A 19,258-nucleotide genomic window follows, 5' to 3' on the forward strand; every position below is an offset into this window, starting at 1 on the left:
CCACCACCGCACCCTCCCCACCAGCGGATGGGACATCCGCATGCACCACGGCACCCCCCACATCCGCGGCCCCGCCTGGTGGGACCCCACCCGACAATGGCGCACCCCACACGTCAAACCACATCGGAGCGGCCCGTCGCGGGACAGGCACGCGACCGTTCGGGCCTGAACCGGCGGGCGTGGCACACTGAGGCTGTGAGTCAGACGGTCGAGGGCGCGGCGCAGCCGGCGAAGCGCGGACGTCCGGGGTACGACCGCAGCGGCCTGCTCGACGCCGCCGTCGCCGTGTTCAACGAGTCCGGCTATGACGCGACGTCCGTCTCCGCACTCGCCGCGCGCCTCGGCCTCTCTAAGGCCGCGCTCTACCACCACTTCTCCTCGAAGGAGGAGATCCTCGAGACCGCGCTGAGCGAAGCGCTCGACGGACTCGAGGGTGTGCTCGTCCGCACGCAGTCGGTCGTTCCGAGCGAACGCCTCGCCGCGGTGCTGGAGGGTGCGGTGCGCGTCCTCGCCGCGCACCTGCCCGCGGTCACGCTGCTGTTGCGCGTGCGAGGTAACAGCGAGATCGAACGTCGCGCGCTCGAACGACGCCGGGCGTTCGATCAGCAGGTCACCGGCATCGTCCGCGCGGCGCAGAAGGAGGGCACCGTGCGGGACGACGTCGACGCCTCCGTCGCGACCCGGCTCCTGTTCGGCATGGTGAACTCCCTCGTCGAGTGGTACCGGCCGGGCGGGGCCGAAGACGCCGACGCCCTCGCGCGCGACGTGCTCACCGTCGCGCTCGACGGTCTCCGCACGCGCTGACCCGACGGTCCGCCGCGGGCAACCCTTCGCACTCGGACATCTGCGGCGCGCTCCGCGACAAGTGCGGCGCGAGACCGCGCCCGACAATGAGAGAGGCGACCGCTTCCCCACGGCCGTCGACCAGCGCCACGCTCGAAGGAGAGTCCCTGATGTCCGATTCCGCCGTTTCCGTCCCCGTCGCATCCGGACCCGCCGATTCCGCGGCAGCCGCCGCGGCCGCGCTGCTCGACCGCATCCAGGCGCCGGAGGGCGCGGGCCGGGAGATCCCGGACGCCGCGACCCGCGAGGTCATCGGCAGGGCTCCCGTCGCCTCGGTCGAGGATCTGGACGACGCGATCGCCCGCGCGAAGGCCGCGCAGCCCGCGTGGGAGGCGCTCGGACACGAGAAGCGGAGTGAACTGCTCCTGGCCGCCGCCGACGCCATCGATGCGAACGCCGAGGGCCTGGCGTACCTCCTGTCGCGGGAGCAGGGCAAGCCGCTCAACGGCCCCAACGCACGGTTCGAGCTCGGCGCGTGTTCGGCGTGGCTGCGCACCAACGCCACCACCGTCATCGAGCCGCAGGTGCTCGTCGATGACGAGACGCTGCACGCCGAGCTCGTCTACAAGGCGGCCGGCGTCGTCGGCGCGATCGGACCGTGGAACTGGCCGCTCATGATCACGATCTGGCAGATCGGGCCATCGCTGCGCATGGGGAACACCGTCGTCGCGAAGCCCAGCGAGTACACACCGCTGAGCGTGCTGGCGATGCTCGCCGTGATGAACGAGGTGCTCCCCGCCGACGTCCTCATCGGGGTCTCCGGCGATCGCGAGGTCGGCGCGCGTCTCGCCTCGCACCCCGACATCGACAAGATCATGTTCACCGGTTCGACCGCCACGGGCCGTCGCATCATCGAGAGCTCCGCGGGCAACCTCGCCCGTCTCACGCTCGAGCTGGGCGGCAACGACGCGGGCATCGTGCTTCCGGGCACGGATGCTTCGGCCATCGCGGAAGACCTCTTCTGGGGCGCGTTCATCAACACCGGACAGACCTGCGCCGCCATGAAGCGCCTCTACGTGCACGACTCCGTGTATGACGAGGTCGTGGACGCGCTCGCTGCCATCGCCGAGCAGGTGCCGATGGGCAACGGCCTCGACGAGGGCAACGTGCTCGGACCGCTGCAGAACCGTCCGCAGTTCGACATCGTCAGCCGTCTGGTCGACGACGCGAAGAGCCGCGGCGCGCGCATCGTCACCGGCGGCGAACCGGCATCCGACCTCGGCGAGCTGTTCTACCGTCCGACGATCGTCGCCGACATCGACAACGACGCCGCGCTCGTGCAGGAGGAGCAGTTCGGCCCGGCGCTCCCGGTCATCCGGTACAGCGATGTCGACGAGGCCTTCGAGCTGGCGAACTCGCTCGACGTCGGCCTCGGCGCCTCGGTGTGGTCGAGCGACCCCGACGAAGCGCGGGCCGTCGCCGCACGCATGCAGTCCGGCACGGTGTGGATCAACTCCCACGGCGGCCTGCACCCGATGGTGCCGTTCGGCGGGGTGAAGAGCTCGGGGTACGGGTTGGAGTTCGGCGTCGAGGGGCTCAAGTCCGTCGCCGTCACCCAGGTCGTCTCCGGACCCGGCCGGAAGGCCTGACCGTGACCGGCGCGAACAGCGGGGTCCGCTCCGCCATCGTCGTCGGAGCCGGCACCTCGGGGGCCATCGTCGCCCGGCGGCTCACCGATGCCGGCGTCGCGGTGACGCTCGTCGAGGCGGGCGGCTACGACACGAACCCGGCGATCCATGACCCGTCGCGGGCGGGGGAGCTGTGGCACTCGACCGAGGACTGGGACTTCTTCACCGTGCCGCAGCCGCACGCCGGCGGCCGGCAGCTCCACCTCCCGCGAGGCAAGGTGACCGGCGGCTCGCACGCGCTGAACGCCATGATCTGGGTGCGCGGCGCGGCCTCGGACTACGACGCCTGGGAGGCCGCGGGGGCGACGGGGTGGGGTTGGGCCGACGTCGAGCCGATCTACGACGCGATCGAGAACGATCTGCTGCCCGTGACCGACGACTACGCGCTCTCGCCCATCCAAGCCTCGATCATCGATGCCGCGGTCGAGGAGGGACTGCCGCGCAACCCGAACTACAACGGCGGCACGCTCGACGGGGTCTCGCAGGAGCAGGTCACGATCAAGGACGGCCGGCGCGTCAACACCTGGACCGCCTATGCGCAGCCGGTCGCCGAGCGGATGACCATCCTCACCGGCCGCGCCGTCCACTCCGTGATCGTGCGCGACGGGCGCGCGGTGGGCATCCGGCTGGGGGAGGGCGACGAGGCCGAGGAGGTCTTCGCGGACGAGGTCATCCTGTCCGCAGGCGCGCTCGGCACGCCCGTCATCCTGCTCCGCTCAGGCATCGGCCCCGCCGCCGAGCTGGCCGCCCTCGGCATCCCCGTCGTCCATGACGCCCCCGGAGTGGGCAAGAATCTCCACGACCACCTCCTCTCGCCGGTGATCTTCGCGACCGAGAAGAAGCCGGTAGGGCCGCCGCAGCCGGGCGTCTCCGTCACGCAGAGCCACCTGTTCTGGCGCAGCCGTGACGGGCTCCCGCAGCCCGACACGCAGCCCATCCACTTCTCCGTGCCGATGTGGGGCGAGCTGGAGCCGCGCGGCACCGACGGGTTCACGCTCATGGCCGGCCTGGTGACGCCGTACAGCCGCGGCGAGCTGCGTCTCACCGGCCCCGGCCTCGACGACCTGCCGCACATCGACCTGGCGGCGCTGGAGGATCAGCGCGACGCCGACGCCCTGGCCGCGTCCGTGCGCCAGTGCCGCCGCATCGGCGGGCAGCCCGCGCTCGCCGAGGAGTGGGGAGCGGTCGAGGTCTACCCCGGGCCGGACGTGGCGGACGACGACGTGGAGGAGTGGGTGCGCCGCACCGCCATCACCTACCACCACCAGGTCGGCACGTGCCGCATGGGCTCCGATCCGCAGGCCGTGGTCGACCCGCAGCTCCGGGTGCGCGGGATCGAGGGGCTCCGGGTGATCGATGCCTCGGTCATTCCGACCGTGCCCACGGGCAACACCAACGCACCCGCGGCCATGATCGGCGAACGCGGCGCGCGGTTCCTCCTCGCCGGGTGAGGGAGGGCGGCGAGGACGCGGGGCGGCGCGGCGCGAGCCGCGGTCGCCCCGCGCTCCCGCGCCACCCCTTCGGACGAGGGCTCAGCCGGTGAGCAGTGCGACCATCACGAGCGCCAGCGCGACGACGCCGAAGCCGGTCGCGAACACCGTCAGCACGAGCGGGAGCACGCCGCCCGGCAGCGGTCCGCTCCTGCGCGCGGTGAGCACCGCGGTCGTCCGACGCTGCCGCCGACGCGCGGCGATCCAGAGCAGCGCCGCCGTGCCGACGCCCAGCACGCCCGGTACGAGGCCCCACCCCTCGGCGCCGGCCGGCAGCACCAGGGGGAAGACCCGCAGCGACAGCAGCGAGCCGATCGCGATCGCGAGGGCCGTGCGCCGCCAGGCCAGCTCGGTCCGCTCCGGCTGCAGCCCGGGGTCGTACAGATCGGGCGCGGGGGTGTCGGGCGTGGTCATCGTCTCCGCTCCGTCAGCGCCACAGCACCCCGGCGAGGACGAGCAGCCCCGTCGCCACCACGACCACGGCGAGCACCACTGCCGACAGCGCGCCGGGCAACGGTCGTCCCTGCCGCAGGGCGCGCTCGGCCCGCATCCACTCGAACCAGGCGAGCGGCGCCACGGCCGTGCCCGCGATGATCAGCAGCAGCGATGCGGCCAGGCGGAAGCCCGGGTGCAGATCGAGCCCGAGGACCTCGAGCGCGACGCCGCCCGCGATCAGCGCCAGGCCGGTGCGGGTCCAGGCCAGGAACGTGCGCTCGTTGGCGAGGGAGAACCGGGGATCGGGCTCGTCCCCGACCCGGTAGACGGAGGCGGGGAAGCGGCGCATGCGCCCATCGTACGGCGCGGCCCGCTCAGCGCTCGTGCACCGCGCGTCCGGCGAACCACGTCGAGACGACCTCGGTGTGCACGATCTCCTCCGCCGGTCCGCCGATCGCGTCCCGTTCCAGGATCACGAAGTCGGCCGATTTGCCGGGGGTCAGGGAACCGGTGTCGGCGCCGAGCCCCATCGCCGTGGCGGCATTGATCGTGAAGACCTCGAGCGCCTCCTCGGCCGAGATCGCCTGTTCCGGCCAGAGCGTGCCCGCAGCCCGGCCGAGCGGATCGGCCCGTGTCACCAGCCCCTGCAAGCCCTCGAGCGTGTTCGGCGACTCGCTCACCGGCCAGTCCGAGCCGCCGGCCACCAGGGCCCCCGCGTCCAGCAGCGCGCGGTTGGGCTGGGAATGCTCGGCCCGGTCGCCCAGCACGTCTGCCAGCGCCTGCGGGATCACACCCGGGTACCAGATGAAGGGCGAGATATCCGCCGAGACGTCCAGCACGGAGAGTCGGGGGATGTCGCTCTCCGCGAGGAACTGTCCGTGCGCAATCTGCACCGGCGTCGTGAAGCCGTCCGCGCGCAGGCGCTCCGCGGCGTCGAGCACGAGGCGCGCGGAGCCGTCCCCCGTGCAGTGCACCTTGGCACCGAGGCCACGCTCGGCCACGGTGCGCAGCCACCCCGTGAGCTCGTCGAGGGTCATGGTCGTCTCGCCGTGGAAGTGCGCCCCGTGCACGGGATCGGCCGGATACGGGTCAAGGAAGGAGGCCGTCCGGGCGGGCGGCACGCCGTCGAGGAAGATCTTCACGAAGTCGGGACGGTGATGCGGCGTGCGGAACTCCTCGCCGCGGTCGAGCAGGGGAGCGCCGATGGGGTCGAACCCGAAGATCTCGTCGTTGATGAGGAGCGAGGAGACCACCCAGGCGTGCAGCTCGTCGGCGCGGTCGAGTCCGGCGAGCGCGGCGAGGATGTCGATGGAGACCCCCGCGTCCTGGAACGCCGTGATCCCGAACGAGTTCAGCAGCTCGATCCCGCGGCGGGAGGCGGCCGCGTGCTGCTCAGCGGTGAGTCCGCCGCTGCGGTCGTATGCCTCCTGCACCGGGATGCCGGCGGCTTCCAGGAGCACTCCCGTGGGGGTGCCGTCGTCGGGGTCGAGCACCGTGACCCCGGAGGTCGGGATGCTGGCCGCCGTGATGCCGGCGAGCTCCAGCGCCCGGGTGCTGGCCCAGCGGTTGTGGCGGGAGTCCTCCATGAGCGCCACGGGCCGTCCGCCCGCTGCCTCGTCGAGACGCAACCGCGTGGCGGTGTTGGCGAGGGTGGGAAGCAGGGTCGTGGCCACGGCGCCGCCGACGATCCACGCGTCCTCGGGCAGGGTCTGCGCCTTCTCCCGCACTCGGTCGAGGATCTCGTCGAGCGTGAGGGAAGGGGCCAGCGACAGTTCGAAGAGCTCGGTCCGTCCGGCGAGCGCGTGGTGGTTGTGCACGTCCACGAACCCGGGATAGACCGCCGCGTCGCCGACCTCGACCAGCCGCGTGCGGCGGCCCCGCAACGGCTCCACGTCGGCGCGGTCGCCGACGGCGAGGATCCGTCCGTCGCGCACGGCGAAGGCCTCGGCGCGCGGACGGGCACGGTCGGACGTGCGGATCACGGAGCCGGTGACGATGAGGTCGGCGACGTCGGTCATGTCAGGCGTCTCCGAAGGTCGCGGGCTCGAGCGACGGGGTGTGGTGGGTGGTCGACAGCAGGCGGCCGTGCGCGCCGAACGTGAAGTGCGTCGGCACCTCACCGCTCTCGTCCAGGCCGAACAGCACGCCGTGGGAGCGGATCGCGTTGACGTCGCGGTGGTCGGCGATCGTGACCGAGGCGCACGGGATCACCTTCTCGCGCCACGCGAAGATGTAGATCCCGGGGCGCACCTCCCACACACTGTTCTCGTCGGTGTCGGCGAGCCCGCGCTCGGGACCGGCCAGGCACTGCCACGAGTACCAGCGCGGGGAGAGGTACACGTGCTCGTAGGCGTGCTCCTCGCTGTAGACCCACTCGACGCGGCGGCCGATGAGCGTGGTCGTGGGGGCGGCCTCGGCACCGGTGACGGCGGCGCCCTCGATGGTGCCGGGGGCGAAGTGGTGCTGCACGCGGGTGCGGCCCTGCTCGGGCGCGGGGAGGATCTCGGAGATCACGGCGAGGGAGCGTCCGTGCCGTAGATCGAGCACGAGCGAGACCGCCTCGTTCGGGAGGTAGCGGTGGTGGAACTGCACGAAGTAGAGCTCGTCGTCGACCTCGAACGCCTCGTAGTCGTCGGTGTCGGACGCGGCCTCCGTGGGGTCCTCGGTGCCGGGCTGGTACTCCCAGGCGACCGTCGAGTCGTCGAAGCGGTGGACGATGCGGGTGCCGCGGGCGTCGACGACAGCGATCTCGCGACCGCTGAGCGCGGTGCTGTGCGGGGCCTTGTTGGCGTCGAAACCGGGGGCGAGGCCTTCCAGCGGCAGCCAGGTGGAGGTGTCGGCGGGGTTGAGGGTCGTCATGGGGATTCCTTCCTTCGGAGAACGGGGTCGGGGCGGACGTCAGCGATCGCTGAACCGCTCCAGGTCGGTGGCGAGGCCGTCGTACACGGCGGGCTTGGCGCGGCGGAGGTAGGCGGCGTAGACGATGCCGCCGATCAGCGCGAGCACGAGCAGGAGCGGCATCAGGCGGATCGCCAGCTCCTCGGAGCCGGCCACGATGTTGAAGTTCACGATCGCCAGGATCGAGATGGCCGCGATGCCGAGGAAGCCGATGCCCGGCGCGATGAAGGTGCTCCACCACCGCGGGTCGTTCCGGCGCCGGAAGTACACGACGATCGAGATCGCCGCGAGCCCCTGCAGGATCAGCACGCTGAGGGTGCCGAAGCCGAGCATTGCGGGCACGAGCGTGACGATGGGGTCGGCGCCGGCGAGGGCGAACAGGATCGCCATGATCGCCGCGAAGCCGGCCTGCACGATGCCCGCGAGCTGCGGGGCGCCGTTCGGCCGGGTGCGGGCGAGGGCCTGGGGGAGGATCTTCGCGCGACCCAGCGAGTACAGGTAGCGGGTGGCCGAGTTGTGGAACGCGAGCATCGCCGCGAACAGGCTCACCAGGAGCAGCACCATCATCACGGTCGTGAGCGGACCGCCCAGGTACTGCTGCGAGAGCGAGAAGATGAGGTCGCCGGTGGGCAGGTGCTCCAGCGCCGTGGCCTGCGCCTGTGCGACGCCGGTCGCGCTCACCACGGCCCAGGTCGTGACGCCGAGGATCACGCCGATCGCGATGATCGAGGTGTAGGTCGCCCGCGGGATGGTGCGCAGCGGCTGCTTGGCCTCCTCGCTGAAGAGCGCAGTGGCCTCGAAGCCGAGGAAGCCGGTCGCCGCAAGCAGCAGGCCGATGGGCAGCGAGCCGGAGAACACGGCCTCCGGGCTGAACGCCGACACGTCGTAGCCGGTCTGCACGAGCACAGAGACGTCGAACACGACGAGCATGAGCACCTCGAGCACGAGGCACACGCCGAGGATCTTCGAGCTGAAGTCGACGCCGATCCGCGCGAGGATGAAGCACACGACGATCGACAGCAGGCCCCAGACGAGCCAGTGCACGTCGAGTCCGGTGAGGTCGCGGATGATCGTCTGCATGAAGAAGCCGCTGGTGCCGATCGTGCCGACGACGAAGAAGTTGTAGCCGAGCGTGGCGATGAGGCCCGCGACGAGTCCGCCGGTGCGGCCGAGGCCCTTCACGACGAAGGCGTAGAAGCCGCCCGCGTTCACGAGCTGCTTCGACATCTGGGCGTAGCCGATCGCGAACAGCAGCAGGATGGCCGCGACGAGGAAGAATGACATCGGGGTGCCGCCGCCGTTGCCGAGGGCGATGGCGAGGGAGGCGACGACCACGATGCCGGTCAGCGGGGCCACCGCCGCGAGGACGAGGAAGACGATGCCCGCGACGCCGAGGGCGCCGGGGCGGAGAGAGGTATGGGTGTGCGTCGTGGACGCGGATGTCGGGTCTGCCACGTCGGCTCCTTTGCTGGGTGACGGCCGTGCGGACACGGCACCGACGACGAGGGGAATCGTCGATAGAGCGAGTCTGCTCGCGCGGTCGCCGTCGCACTTGACCCTGAGGGAAGGACGATGGTGCCAGCGTGCACAGCCCGCACTCGCGCGTCGCCGCGACCGAGCAGGGGGAGCAGGATGACCGGGAAGACACCGCCGTCCTCCCTGCGCACCACCGGGTGCCGGACGGCACGCGAAGGACGAGATGGATCTGCAGCTGCTCGGCACCACGGCCCTGATCACGGGCGCCGGAAGCGGCATCGGCCGTGCCACGGCGGTCGCGCTCGCCGCAGAGGGGGTGAGAGTGGCGCTGCTCGACCGCGATCCCGACGCGCTCGAGAGCACCGCGGATCTGCTCCGGGGGGAGGGGAGCGCGCTTCCGGTCGTGGTCGTGGCGGACGTCACCGCCGAGGACCAGGTGCAGGTCGCCGTCGCCGCCGCTGTCGCGGAACTGGGGCGACTCGATGCGGTCGTCTGCTGTGCCGGGGTCTCCGGGCCCGTCGGCTCCTCGATCGAGAAGATCGACCTGGCCGCGTGGAACGCCGTGTTCGCGGTGAACGTGACCGGGCCCTTCCTCGTGCTCCGACACGCGCTTCCCGCCCTGCGTGCTGCAGCTTCAGCGTCGGTCGTGCTGCTCGCGAGCGACTCCGCCTCGGTCGCCTCGCCCGGCATGGTGCCCTACTGCGCGTCGAAGGCCGCTCTCGTCCAGTTCGGACGCGCGTTGTCGGTCGACCTCGCCGGCACCGGCATCCGGGTGAACGCCGTGGCCCCCTCGATCGTCGACACCCCGATGAGCCGAGGCGACCTGGGAGCGCAGGCCTTCGTCGATCCCGGGTTCCCCGTGCAGACGGCGGCAGAGGTCGCCGCCCACGTCGCGTACCTGGTCTCGCCGCGTGCGAAGGCCGTCAACGGGACGACCCTCCTCAGCGACTTCGGGTATGCCGCCCGTTCCGGATTCCCGGCCTGACGCGACCGCGGCAGGCCGACAACCACCGCGCGAGTTCGCGCCAGAGCAGTGCAGGAGAAGACATGGGACTGGTCGTCGGATCGAGCGTCTCCGGACGCGTCGTCGTCATCACGGGAGGCGGCACCGGCATCGGCGCGTCGATCGCCGAGCGGTACGCCGCCGAGGGCGCGCACGTCGTCGTGGTCGGTCGCCGACCCGAGCCGCTGCACGAGGTCGAGCGGGCCGTCGGCGCGATGCCCATCATCGCGGACGCGGCGGACACGGAATCCGCCAAGGCGGCGGTCGCGGAGGTGCTCGCCCGGTTCGGACGCATCGACGTGCTGGTCGCCAACGCGGGCGGTCACGGGTTCTCACCGGTGGCCGAGACCGACGACGCGAGCTGGGAGGCGGCGATCCGCGCGAACCTCACCACCGCGTTCACGATGGCGCGGGAGGCGCTTCCCGCATTGATCGAGGCGAAGGGCCAGATCGTGATCGTCTCGTCGCTCGCCGGGCTGTTCGCCGGGCCGTCGGTGGCGGGGTACACGGTGGGCAAGCACGCGCTGATCGGCCTGACCCGCACGCTCGCGCGGGACTACGGCCGGCACGGGGTGCGGGTGAACGCGATCTGCCCCGGGTGGGTGCAGACGCCGATGGCGGACGAGGAGATGGACGAGTTCGCCGCGCACGCCGGGCTCGCATCACGGGAGGAGGGCTACGCCACGGTGACGGCGGATGTGCCGCTGCGCCGACCGGCGCGCCCGTCCGAGATCGCGTCCGTGGTGCGGTTCCTCGGGTCGGGGGAGTCGTCGTACATCACCGGCGCGGTGATCGTGGCGGACGGCGGGTCGCACGTGGTCGACGTTCCGACGATCGCGTTCGACCACGCAGGGATGTAGCCGGAGGGCGCGTCAGGAGGCCTTGTCGGCCGCGGAGCGGTAGCGGAGTCCGTCCACCAGCAGCCCGACCAGGATCTGGCTCTGCTCCTCCGATCCCGCGGAATGGCAGAGGTTCGCCGCGGCGTACAGGAGCTGCGTCGCGTCGACGTCGGGACGGATCGTCCCCGCCTCAGCGGCGGCGTCGAGGAGACGTTCGAGGGCTCCGCCGAGCTCGGCGGTGAAATAGGACGGCAGGGCCTCGAAAGCCGGGTCGCCGGAGTGCAGCGCGGCGGCGAGGCCGCGCTTCGTGGCGATGAACTGCGTGAAGCGCTGCAGCCACTGGGCGAGCGCTTCATCCGGAGCGTGCGCCGCGGCGAGTTCGTCCGCCGCCGCTGCGGTGGCGTCGACGGCGTGCCGGAACACGGCGACCACGAGATCCGAACGCTGCGGGAACCGCCGATACAGGGTGCCCACGCCGACACCTGCGCGCTCGGCGATCAGCCGCGCGGGCGCATCGACCCCCTCTGTCGCGAAGATCTCGCGCGCGGCGTCGGTGAGAGCGTCGGCATTGCGGCGGGCGTCGGCGCGCATGGTTCCTCCCGGGGTTGCGTAAACGGAACAACGTTCCGTATGCTTCCGGAAAGGCGTTCCACTTCGGTCAAGGATAAGGCACCGGACAGCAGGGCGCCATCGACGGAAGGAACACGACATGCAGTACCGCACTCTCGGCCGGACCGGCATCCAGGTCAGCCCCTTCGCTCTCGGCGCCATGATGCTCGGGACCGACGGCAGCATCGGCAACGGCGACGAACGGGATTCGATCCGCATCGTGCACCGCGCCATCGACGCAGGCATCAACATCATCGACACGGCCGACCGCTACTCGCAGGGCGGCTCCGAGGAGCTCATCGGCAAGGCGCTCGCCGGGCGCCGCGACGACGTCGTCCTCGCCACGAAGTTCAACGGGCCGATGGGCGATGACCCCAACAGCCGCGGCAACTCGCGCCGGTGGATCATGCGCGCCGTCGAGGGCTCGCTCCGTCGGCTGGGAACCGACTACATCGACCTGTACCAGGCGCACCGTCCGGACGACACCGTCGACCTCGAGGAGACGCTCTCCGCGCTGACCGATCTGGTCCGCAGCGGCAAGGTGCGGGCGATCGGCAGCTCCGACTTCCCCGCATCGATGCAGGTCGAGGCGCAGTGGACCTCGGAGCGTCGGGGCCTCGAGCGCTTCCGCACGGAGCAGCCGACCTACTCGATCCTGAACCGGGGCATCGAGCGGGAGGTCCTGCCCGTCGCACAGCGCTACGGCATGGGCGCTCTCGTCTGGAGTCCTCTCGCCGGCGGCATGCTGACCGGGCGGTTCCGGAGGGGACAGCAGACCGACCTCGCCCGCGCGACCATGTTCCGGCACAACCAGGACGAGCGGAGGATCGACGCGGTGGAGCAGGTCGTCGCGCTCTCCGAGGAGACCGGCATCCGGATGACCCACCTCGCGATGGCGTTCGCGATCGCGCATCCCGGCGTCACGAGCGCGCTGATCGGCCCGCGATCGATGGAGCAGCTGGACGACCTGCTCGCGGGAGTGGACGTCGCGCTCACGGATGAGGTGCTCGACCGCATCGACGCGATCGTCCCGCCCGGCACCGACGTCGGGCGCCTCGACCAGCAGTACAACCCGCCCGCCGTGCTCGAGTCCGCCCTGCGACGGCGACCCGTGGCGCAGCGCTCCGCCGCCTAGCCGGCGCGGCGGGCGCGGCTGCGGCCGATCAGCCGATCCGGAGCTCGAAGCCCTCGTCGCGGGCGGCGATCGACACGTGCGTGAGGTCGTCGACGTGCGCGGTCGGGGCGTGGGCGGCCGCGTGCGGGCCGACCCCGATCACGCGCATGCCCGCGGCGTGGGCGGCCTGGATCCCGGCGCCGGAGTCTTCGAACACGACGCAGTCGGCCGGGTCGATGCCGAGGGTGCGCGCGGCCAGGAGGAAACCCTCCGGGTCCGGCTTCGAGGCGGACACGTTCTCGGCTGTCACGGCGAGGGCGGGCACGGTCAGTCCGGCCTGCCGCATCCGCGCGGTCATGAGGGCGACGTTGGCCGAGGTCACCACGGCGTGGGGGAACGGCTCCAGGGCGTCGAGCAGACCGTCGGCGCCCGGGATCATGATGACGCCGTCCACGTCGGACGCCTCGTTCGCGAGCATGACCTCGTTCTCGCGGAGGTTGATCGCGTGATCGCGCTCGGGCAGCATGATCGCCATGCTCTGGTGGCCCTGACGCCCGTGCACGACGCTCAGCACCGTCTCGGGGGCGATCCCGTGCGGCTCCGCCCAGGCCAGCCACAGCCGCTCCACCACAGCTGTCGAGTCGACGAGGGTGCCGTCCATGTCGAGGAGGGCGGCGCGGGCGTGGATGGTCTGGGTCATCGTCTCAGGCTAATCCCCACGTCCCGTTCATCGCCGCCGGTCGCTCGCCCCTGACACGTGCTCAGCCGCCGAGGTACGCGCGGTGGAGGAGGGCGGGGTCGGCCTGCAGGGCCTCGGCCGTGCCCTGGAACGACACGCGACCCCCGGCGACCACCACCGCTTCCTCGGCCAGCCCGAGAGCGAGCTGGGTGAACTGCTCGACGAGCAGCACACCCACCCCGGACTCGGCGATCGACTGCACGATCGGCATCAGCCGCATGAACACCACGGGTGCCAGCCCCAGCGACATCTCGTCGATGAGCAGGATCCGCGGCTTCGCGGCGAAGGCCCGCGCCAGCACCACCATCTGCTGCTCGCCCCCGGAGAGGAGGGCCGTCGGCGCGTCGATGCGCTTCTCCAGCTCCGGGAACTGCGCCAGCACCGCGTCCTGCTCCGCAGAGGTGCGCGCCGTGAGGGAGATGTTCTCGCGCACGGTGAGCGAGGGGAACACTGCCCGCCCCTGCTCGATGTGAACGATCCCGCGACGGGCCCTGGCGACGCGGGACAGCCTGTCGATCGGCTCCCCGTCGAGCGTGATGGTTCCGGCCGAGTGCGGTGTCACACCCGACACCGATTCGATCAGGCTGGTCTTGCCTGCGCCGTTCGGGCCGACCAGGGCCAGCACCTCTCCGCCGGCGACGCGCAGGGAGACGTCGGAGATCACCGGACCGGCGCCGCGGCTCACGGTCACGGCGTCGAGGACGAGTTCGCTCATGTCAGCAGCTCCGTCTCTCCCATGTACGCCTTGACGACGTCGGGGTTCGCGAGGACCTCGGCCTGGGGCCCGGTGGCTAGCACTCGACCGAAGTCGAGCACGGTCAGGGTCGGGCACACCGAGCGGACGAGGTCCAGGTCGTGTTCGATGATGATGAGGGCGACGCCGTAGCGCGTCGGCAGCTCGCGCAGCCGGGCGGCGAGGGCGAGGTGCTCCTCGTGAGAGAGCCCGGCAGCGGGTTCGTCGAGGATCAGCAGGCGAGGGCGGGCCGCGACGTTCGCGGCCACCTCGACCAGTCGGCGCGTCCCCACATCGACGCTCGACAGCCGCGATCGGGCGGGCGGGCAGCCGAAGAACGCCAGCACCTCATCGATGTCCGCGGTGGCGAGACGACGCCGGGCGACGAAGCGCACATACGCCCCGACGGTGAGGGATGGAGGGACGCGATCCTGTTGGAACGTGCGACGCAGGCCGAGCCGGGCGCGCCGTGTCGGGGAGAGGCCGGCGAGGTCGCGGTCGCCCAGCAGCACCCGGCCGCCGTGCTTGGGAAGGAATCCGCTGATCGCATCCACGAAGGTCGACTTGCCTGCGCCGTTCGGGCCGATGAGCCCCATGATCGAAGCGGCCGGCACCGTGAACGACACGTCGTCCAGCGCCTTGAGGGCCCCGAACTGCACCGTGAGCCCCTCGACGGTCAGCACGGGAGCGCCGTCGAGGGCGGCCTCGTCCACGGTCGCCGTGGTCGTGGTGGTGATCGCTGCGGCATCCGTCCCTGCGTCGGGTGGCAGTGCGGAGAGCTCGGCGTTCGCCGTCCGCCGGTCGGCGCGCCGGTAGAGCAGATTGCGGATGCCCTGGCCGAGGTTGGTGCCGCTGGTGAGGGCCTGCACCCCGAGCACGCCGAAGACGACGAAACCCCAGTCCTGCGGCACGCCCCAGCGCTTCAGGAGCTCCGGCACGAGCACCCAGAGCAGGCCGCCGAAGATCGACATGTCGATGAGGTGGGCGCCAGACATGATCGCCAGCACGTACAGGGCGAGCGACTGCAGCGGCGTGAAGCTCGACGCGAACGGCAGCTGCACCTGTCCTGCGAGGAGCCCCCCGGAGATGCCTCCGAGCGCGGCGGACACGGCGAACGCGGTCAGCTTCGCCGACTGCACGCTCTGGCCCGCGGCGGCGGTTCCCCGTTCGGAGAACGCCACGGCCTTCCAGCTCGAGCCCCAGCGGCCGCGCTGCAGGAAGAACACCCCGAGCGCGCAGACCGCGAGCACGATGATCGAGAGGAAGAAGAACTGGCGGTCGTTGGAGAACATCGCAGGCCGCTCGATGGCGGTGCCGTCGGCGGACCCGGGGAACTGGATCTGCACGAGCGTCACGTCGGCCGCGGCAGCGAACCCGAGGGTGACGACCGCGAGGTTCACGCCGCGCAGGCGCAGCGCGGGGAGCCCGACGAGGATGCCGACGAGTCCGGCGGCGATGCCGCCCAGGAGCAGCCACACGAGGAACCCGCCGGGCGCCTGCATCACGTTGAGCAGCGAGACGATCCACGCGCCGACGGCGGCGAAGGTGAGCTGGCACAGGGCGATCATCCCCGCTGAACCGGTGACGATGCCGAGGCCGAGGATCGCGATCGCCGCGGTGACGGCGCTGATGGCCAGGAACACGAAGTATCCCGGCAGCGCCGAGCTGAGGATGGCGCCGACACCGATCCCCGCGAGGGCGACGGCGAACGGCCAGGTGGCCCGGAACCAGGGGCGGTCAGCGAGCGGCATCCCACACCTCCTTGCGTTGCGTCCACAGCAGCAGGACGACGATGAACAGGAACGGGAGGAAGTTGCGCACCAGCGCCACCTCGTCGATCTGAGCGACGAGGCCGCCGAGCACTCCCAGGACGATGCCGCCGACCACGGCCAGGTCCAGGCGGCGGAACCCGCCCAGGAGCGCGGCCGCGGCCGCCGGCACGATCAGCATCGACAGGCTCGTGGCGTCGTTGGACTGCGAGGGCGCGACGATCATGATCGCGATCGCGCTGATCACGCCGGTGACGAACCACACCGCGATGGAGAGAGGGCGGGACCGGATGCCGAGCAGTTCGGCGGTCGTTGGCCGCTCCGAGAGGGCGCGCAGCTGCGTGCCGACCCTCGTGCGGCGCAGGACGATCCGCACGAGGATGGCGGTGACGATCGCCATCGCCACGGTCGCGACGGTTACCTGGCTGACGACGACGCCGCCCAGGGAGAAGGCGGGCCCGGCGATGATCGGCGCGAACGGCTGCGGCTTGTTTCCGAACAGGATGAACGACATCGAGATCAGCAGCAGCAGCGGTCCGACGGTCATGGCCGAGCGGGTGGTGGTGGAGGCTTCGGAGAGCCACGTCGCGGCGATGAACCCGATCGCCGCGGCCAGGAGCCCCGCGATCAGGACGCCGAGAACGGAGCCGAGCCAGATCGGGAGTCCGATCTCGCGGACGAACCAGACCGCGGTGAACGCGCCGAACATGCCGGTCGCGGCTTGGGCGAAGTTCACGACCCGCACCAGGCGGGACATCAGGGTGAGGCACACGCCGAGAACGGCGTAGAGGCCGCCGGCGGCGAGTCCGGCGATGGCGCCTTGCAGCATGAGGCGTCCTTTCTGGTGAGGGCCCTTCGACAAGCTCAGGGACCCAAGGGGCGACGGGGCGGGGGCTTCGACAGGCTCAGGGACGCACCGGAGTGGGTCGCTGAGCCTGTCGAAGCGCGGGTCACTCGCCGATGCGCAGCCAGTCGTCGGCGACCTGCTCCCAGGCGTGCGTGCCGGACTTCAGGATGATCGGCCAGCCCGCGGTGTTCTGCGTGCCGAAGGCGTACGGCGTGCCCACCATCGGGTTCTCGATCGGGTCCATGTCCTTCAGCGCCGCGGAGACGCTCTCCCTGGTGATGTCTCCGTCGATGCTCTTGAGAACCTCGATGAAGTAGGTCGCCGCGAGGTAGCCGCCCTGGCTGAACGAGGTGAGCGCGATGTCGTTCTTCTCCATCAGCTCGCGCCAGTCGGCGTTGATCTCGCTGTCGTCCGTGAACGGGTAGAACTCGGCGGGCACGTAGATGCCGGCGCCCGCGTCGTCGATCGCCTGCGCGAAGTTCTCGCTGTAGACGCTGGTGAGGTACAGCCAGGTGACGTCGTCCCAGCCCTGCGCGTTCGCGGCCTTGACCTGTCCGATCGCATCGGGCTCGACCGGGTTGATCGCCAGCGCCTTGCAGCCCTGGTCGCGTGCCTTGACGATGTAGGGCGTGTAGTCGGAGGCCCCGTACGGGACGGTGTCGTCGACGTACTTCGGCTCCTTGCCGGTGATCTCGGTCCACTTGTCGATCGCCGCCTGATAGGTCGGGCGCGTGGAGCCGGCGATCTCGAGCAGGATGCAGATGTCGTCGAGGCCGAGCACCTCGGACCCGTACTGCAGCGTGAGGGTCATGTCGTTGAAAGGACCGACGTTGGCGGGGGAGATGTTGTCGCTGTCGAAGCAGCCCGTGTCGACGCCGATGCCGGGCATGGAGAGGATGCCCTCCTGCTCGTAGTACTTCGCGTTGATCTCGCACTCGATCAGGCTCGCGGAGCCGACCAGCGCGACCGCACCGTCGCTGCCGACGAGTTCGCGGGCGGAAGCGGTGGCCGTGGCGGGGTCGCCCTTGTCGTCGAGCATCTTGTAGTCGATGGTCCGGCCGTCGAGACCGCCCTCCTCGTTGAAGGCGTCGAAGACGGCGGCGGCGGCCTGGGACGCCTCGGGGAACGTCGCCGGGCCGCTGATGGTGTTGACCGAGCCGACCACGATCGGGGATCCTTCACCCCCGGCTCCGTCTCCGCCGGCACAGCCGGCGAGGGTGAGGGCTGCCACGGCGATGAGGGCCGCGGTGCCGGATACTCGCTTGTTCATGTGATTCCTGCCTCTCGTGTTCGGGTCGTGCTGTCAGCTCGAAGGCTGGGTCGCGGAGCCTGTCGACGGGTCGCGCAGTGCGCGATTGACGAGCTCGGTGTCGGTGAACTGCTCGAAGGCGACGATCTCTCCGTCGGCCACGCGCCAGACGTGGGCGACGCGGGCGGCGAAGAAGCGTCCTGTGCCCTTGTAGGTGCCGGAATAGGTGCCGATGCCGACCACCACGTCGCCGCCGTCGACGACCTCGTCGATCGCGACGGTGTAGTCGTCCCACTCCTCCTGGATGCGGCCGAAGACGTTCTCGGCGACGGCTGCGGGGCCGATGTAGGTGCCGGCGTAGGGGAAGCCGGCGGCCTCCGTCCACTGGATGTCGGCGGCGAAGGGCGCCAGCATGCCGTCGAGGTCGCCGCGGTCGTTGGCGGCGTAGTGCTCGCGGATCAGGTCTGCGTTGCTCATGTGCTTGCTCTCTCTCGTTCTGGGTCCCTGAGCCGGTCGAAGGGTGGGTCCCTGAGCCTGTCGAAGGGCCTATCCCTGAGTCCCGGTCCTGGGTCCCTGAGCCGGTCGAAGGGTGGGTCCCTGAGCCGGTCGAAGGGTGGGTCCCTGAGCCTGTCGAAGGGTCGAAGGGTCAGACGGGCTGGGCGTCGGGGTAGGCGACGCTGCCCAGCGGGTAGATGTGCCCTCCGGCGCGGGAGTGCTCGGACTCGCCGTCGCCGTTGAGCCCGAGGAAGATCCCCGTGGTCATGAGCTGATAGCCGAGGTCGTGCAGCCAGACGCTCGCGACGGCGATGCGGAACTCGCGGAAGCAGAACAGGTACAGCCCGTCGGCGAACTTCCACACGGTCGACAGGTCCATATCGCCGTGCCCCCGCTGCACGCCCTCCAGGCACTGCCACGCGTAGCGCTGACTGGAGACGTACACGTGCTCGTACAGGTGATGCGGGCTGTAGCGGTAGATGTTGCGCTTGCCGATCAGGTCGCGGCTGGGGCCGGGGATCTCGCCGGTCGCGGGGCCCTGGTCGGTCGTCGCGGCCCAGAAGTCCTGACCGACCTGCGGCGTGCCCTCGACGGCCTCCGCGGCGATGCGGGAGCGGATGACCGTCGCCCGGTTCGTCGTGGTCGAGAAGACCACGGTGAGCGCTTCGCGCTCGCGGCTCGCCAGCGGGATGTTCACGAAGACGACGTCGTCGCGCACGCGGACGGCGTCATAGGGATCGGTCCCCGAGGCGTCCAGGCCGCTCCACGTGACGGCGTCCTCGTCGAAGCGGAGCGTCAGCGTGCCGCCGTCGTCCAGGGTCAGCGCGAGGTCGGTGCCGGCGAGCGTCGTGCTCGGCAGGCGGAAGGTGTCGATGCCGGCGGCGAACTCGTCGTAGGTGCGCCATTCGTCGAGTGCCGGGTCGGTGGAGATGTCGGTCATGCGGGTCCAGACGTCGCACGCGGCGGGGCTGCTGCGCCCCGGGCACCGCGTCTTCGCGGTGCGCTTGCCTCATGCTCGGTCCGGGGCCGTCATGCCCTCAAGGTCTCGGCCTCCATCGCGCGCCGAGAGTCAACCGGCGTGCCGTCCGGGG

Annotated in this window: 19 protein-coding genes; 6 read left to right on the forward strand and 13 right to left on the reverse strand. The window is 71.0% G+C overall.

Annotation, left to right across the window (positions count from 1 at the left end):
• Nucleotides 1-195 precede the first annotated feature (195 nt).
• The 3 genes from F6A08_RS07605 to F6A08_RS07615 all read left to right on the forward strand — a co-directional run bounded on the left by F6A08_RS07605 (nucleotide 196) and on the right by F6A08_RS07615 (nucleotide 3,922).
• Nucleotides 196-804, forward strand: a complete 609-nt coding sequence (locus F6A08_RS07605; RefSeq protein ID WP_151459141.1) for a TetR/AcrR family transcriptional regulator — start codon at nucleotides 196-198, stop codon at nucleotides 802-804.
• 149 nt (nucleotides 805-953) lie between these two features.
• A complete protein-coding gene (locus F6A08_RS07610; RefSeq protein ID WP_225855780.1) occupies nucleotides 954-2,432 on the forward strand; it encodes an aldehyde dehydrogenase family protein in 1,479 nt (492 codons plus the stop codon).
• A gap of 2 nt (nucleotides 2,433-2,434) precedes the next feature.
• Complete coding sequence (locus F6A08_RS07615; RefSeq protein WP_151459142.1) at nucleotides 2,435-3,922, forward strand: GMC family oxidoreductase; 1,488 nt, start codon at nucleotides 2,435-2,437, stop codon at nucleotides 3,920-3,922.
• Nucleotides 3,923-4,003: 81 nt separating this feature from the next.
• On the opposite strand, the gene F6A08_RS07620 is transcribed toward F6A08_RS07615, so the two are convergent.
• The 5 genes from F6A08_RS07620 to F6A08_RS07640 are packed head-to-tail and all read right to left on the reverse strand — an operon-like array spanning nucleotide 4,004 to nucleotide 8,749.
• The gene (locus F6A08_RS07620) at nucleotides 4,004-4,375 is read right to left on the reverse strand and encodes a DUF202 domain-containing protein (RefSeq protein ID WP_151459143.1); all 372 of its coding nucleotides are present in this window, start codon (nucleotides 4,373-4,375) and stop codon (nucleotides 4,004-4,006) included.
• 13 nt (nucleotides 4,376-4,388) lie between these two features.
• Complete coding sequence (locus F6A08_RS07625; protein WP_017204744.1) at nucleotides 4,389-4,745, reverse strand: YidH family protein; 357 nt, start codon at nucleotides 4,743-4,745, stop codon at nucleotides 4,389-4,391.
• A gap of 25 nt (nucleotides 4,746-4,770) precedes the next feature.
• Nucleotides 4,771-6,414 (reverse strand): amidohydrolase, encoded by a 1,644-nt coding sequence (locus tag F6A08_RS07630; protein ID WP_151459144.1) that lies wholly within the window; start codon nucleotides 6,412-6,414, stop codon nucleotides 4,771-4,773.
• Between the two features lies 1 nt (nucleotide 6,415).
• Entirely contained in the window at nucleotides 6,416-7,255 is an 840-nt protein-coding gene (locus F6A08_RS07635) for a molybdenum cofactor biosynthesis F family protein (RefSeq protein ID WP_124895065.1), read from the reverse strand.
• A 39-nt stretch (nucleotides 7,256-7,294) separates the two neighbouring features.
• Complete coding sequence (locus F6A08_RS07640; protein ID WP_124895066.1) at nucleotides 7,295-8,749, reverse strand: APC family permease; 1,455 nt, start codon at nucleotides 8,747-8,749, stop codon at nucleotides 7,295-7,297.
• A gap of 244 nt (nucleotides 8,750-8,993) precedes the next feature.
• Here F6A08_RS07640 and F6A08_RS07645 point away from each other — a divergent pair, with 244 nt between their 5' ends.
• Nucleotides 8,994-9,755 carry an SDR family NAD(P)-dependent oxidoreductase gene (locus tag F6A08_RS07645; RefSeq protein ID WP_151459145.1) on the forward strand — a complete coding sequence of 254 codons (762 nt, stop codon included), beginning with the start codon at nucleotides 8,994-8,996 and terminating at the stop codon, nucleotides 9,753-9,755.
• 62 nt (nucleotides 9,756-9,817) lie between these two features.
• The gene (locus tag F6A08_RS07650; protein WP_017204039.1) at nucleotides 9,818-10,633 is read left to right on the forward strand and encodes an SDR family NAD(P)-dependent oxidoreductase; all 816 of its coding nucleotides are present in this window, start codon (nucleotides 9,818-9,820) and stop codon (nucleotides 10,631-10,633) included.
• A 12-nt stretch (nucleotides 10,634-10,645) separates the two neighbouring features.
• Here F6A08_RS07650 and F6A08_RS07655 read toward each other — a convergent pair whose 3' ends face one another.
• Nucleotides 10,646-11,203, reverse strand: coding sequence for a TetR/AcrR family transcriptional regulator (locus tag F6A08_RS07655; RefSeq protein WP_151459146.1), 558 nt, complete (start codon nucleotides 11,201-11,203; stop codon nucleotides 10,646-10,648).
• Between the two features lie 118 nt (nucleotides 11,204-11,321).
• On the opposite strand from F6A08_RS07655, the gene F6A08_RS07660 reads away from it, so the two are divergent.
• Nucleotides 11,322-12,356, forward strand: a complete 1,035-nt coding sequence (locus tag F6A08_RS07660) for an aldo/keto reductase (RefSeq protein ID WP_017204037.1) — start codon at nucleotides 11,322-11,324, stop codon at nucleotides 12,354-12,356.
• 28 nt (nucleotides 12,357-12,384) lie between these two features.
• On the opposite strand, the gene F6A08_RS07665 is transcribed toward F6A08_RS07660, so the two are convergent.
• The 7 genes from F6A08_RS07665 to F6A08_RS07695 all read right to left on the reverse strand — a co-directional run bounded on the left by F6A08_RS07665 (nucleotide 12,385) and on the right by F6A08_RS07695 (nucleotide 19,107).
• Nucleotides 12,385-13,035 carry an HAD-IA family hydrolase gene (locus F6A08_RS07665; protein WP_151459147.1) on the reverse strand — a complete coding sequence of 217 codons (651 nt, stop codon included), beginning with the start codon at nucleotides 13,033-13,035 and terminating at the stop codon, nucleotides 12,385-12,387.
• A gap of 61 nt (nucleotides 13,036-13,096) precedes the next feature.
• Nucleotides 13,097-13,789 carry an ABC transporter ATP-binding protein gene (locus F6A08_RS07670; protein WP_017204035.1) on the reverse strand — a complete coding sequence of 231 codons (693 nt, stop codon included), beginning with the start codon at nucleotides 13,787-13,789 and terminating at the stop codon, nucleotides 13,097-13,099.
• On the reverse strand, nucleotides 13,786-15,558 hold the full coding sequence (locus F6A08_RS07675; protein WP_151459148.1) for a branched-chain amino acid ABC transporter ATP-binding protein/permease: 1,773 nt from the start codon (nucleotides 15,556-15,558) through the stop codon (nucleotides 13,786-13,788). Before F6A08_RS07675 ends, F6A08_RS07670 begins: the two co-directional genes overlap by 4 nt.
• Nucleotides 15,545-16,405: a branched-chain amino acid ABC transporter permease gene (locus F6A08_RS07680; protein ID WP_017204033.1), complete on the reverse strand. Its 861-nt coding sequence runs from the start codon at nucleotides 16,403-16,405 to the stop codon at nucleotides 15,545-15,547. The genes F6A08_RS07675 and F6A08_RS07680 overlap by 14 nt, the downstream gene beginning before the upstream one ends.
• A 121-nt stretch (nucleotides 16,406-16,526) precedes the next feature.
• Nucleotides 16,527-17,693 (reverse strand): ABC transporter substrate-binding protein, encoded by a 1,167-nt coding sequence (locus F6A08_RS07685; protein ID WP_017204032.1) that lies wholly within the window; start codon nucleotides 17,691-17,693, stop codon nucleotides 16,527-16,529.
• Nucleotides 17,694-17,726: 33 nt separating this feature from the next.
• The gene (locus F6A08_RS07690) at nucleotides 17,727-18,149 is read right to left on the reverse strand and encodes a nuclear transport factor 2 family protein (RefSeq protein WP_124895073.1); all 423 of its coding nucleotides are present in this window, start codon (nucleotides 18,147-18,149) and stop codon (nucleotides 17,727-17,729) included.
• A 169-nt stretch (nucleotides 18,150-18,318) separates the two neighbouring features.
• Nucleotides 18,319-19,107 (reverse strand): MoaF C-terminal domain-containing protein, encoded by a 789-nt coding sequence (locus F6A08_RS07695; protein ID WP_017204030.1) that lies wholly within the window; start codon nucleotides 19,105-19,107, stop codon nucleotides 18,319-18,321.
• Nucleotides 19,108-19,258 lie beyond the last annotated feature (151 nt).

The organism is Microbacterium algeriense, from assembly GCF_008868005.1.
Taxonomy (GTDB): domain Bacteria; phylum Actinomycetota; class Actinomycetes; order Actinomycetales; family Microbacteriaceae; genus Microbacterium; species Microbacterium algeriense.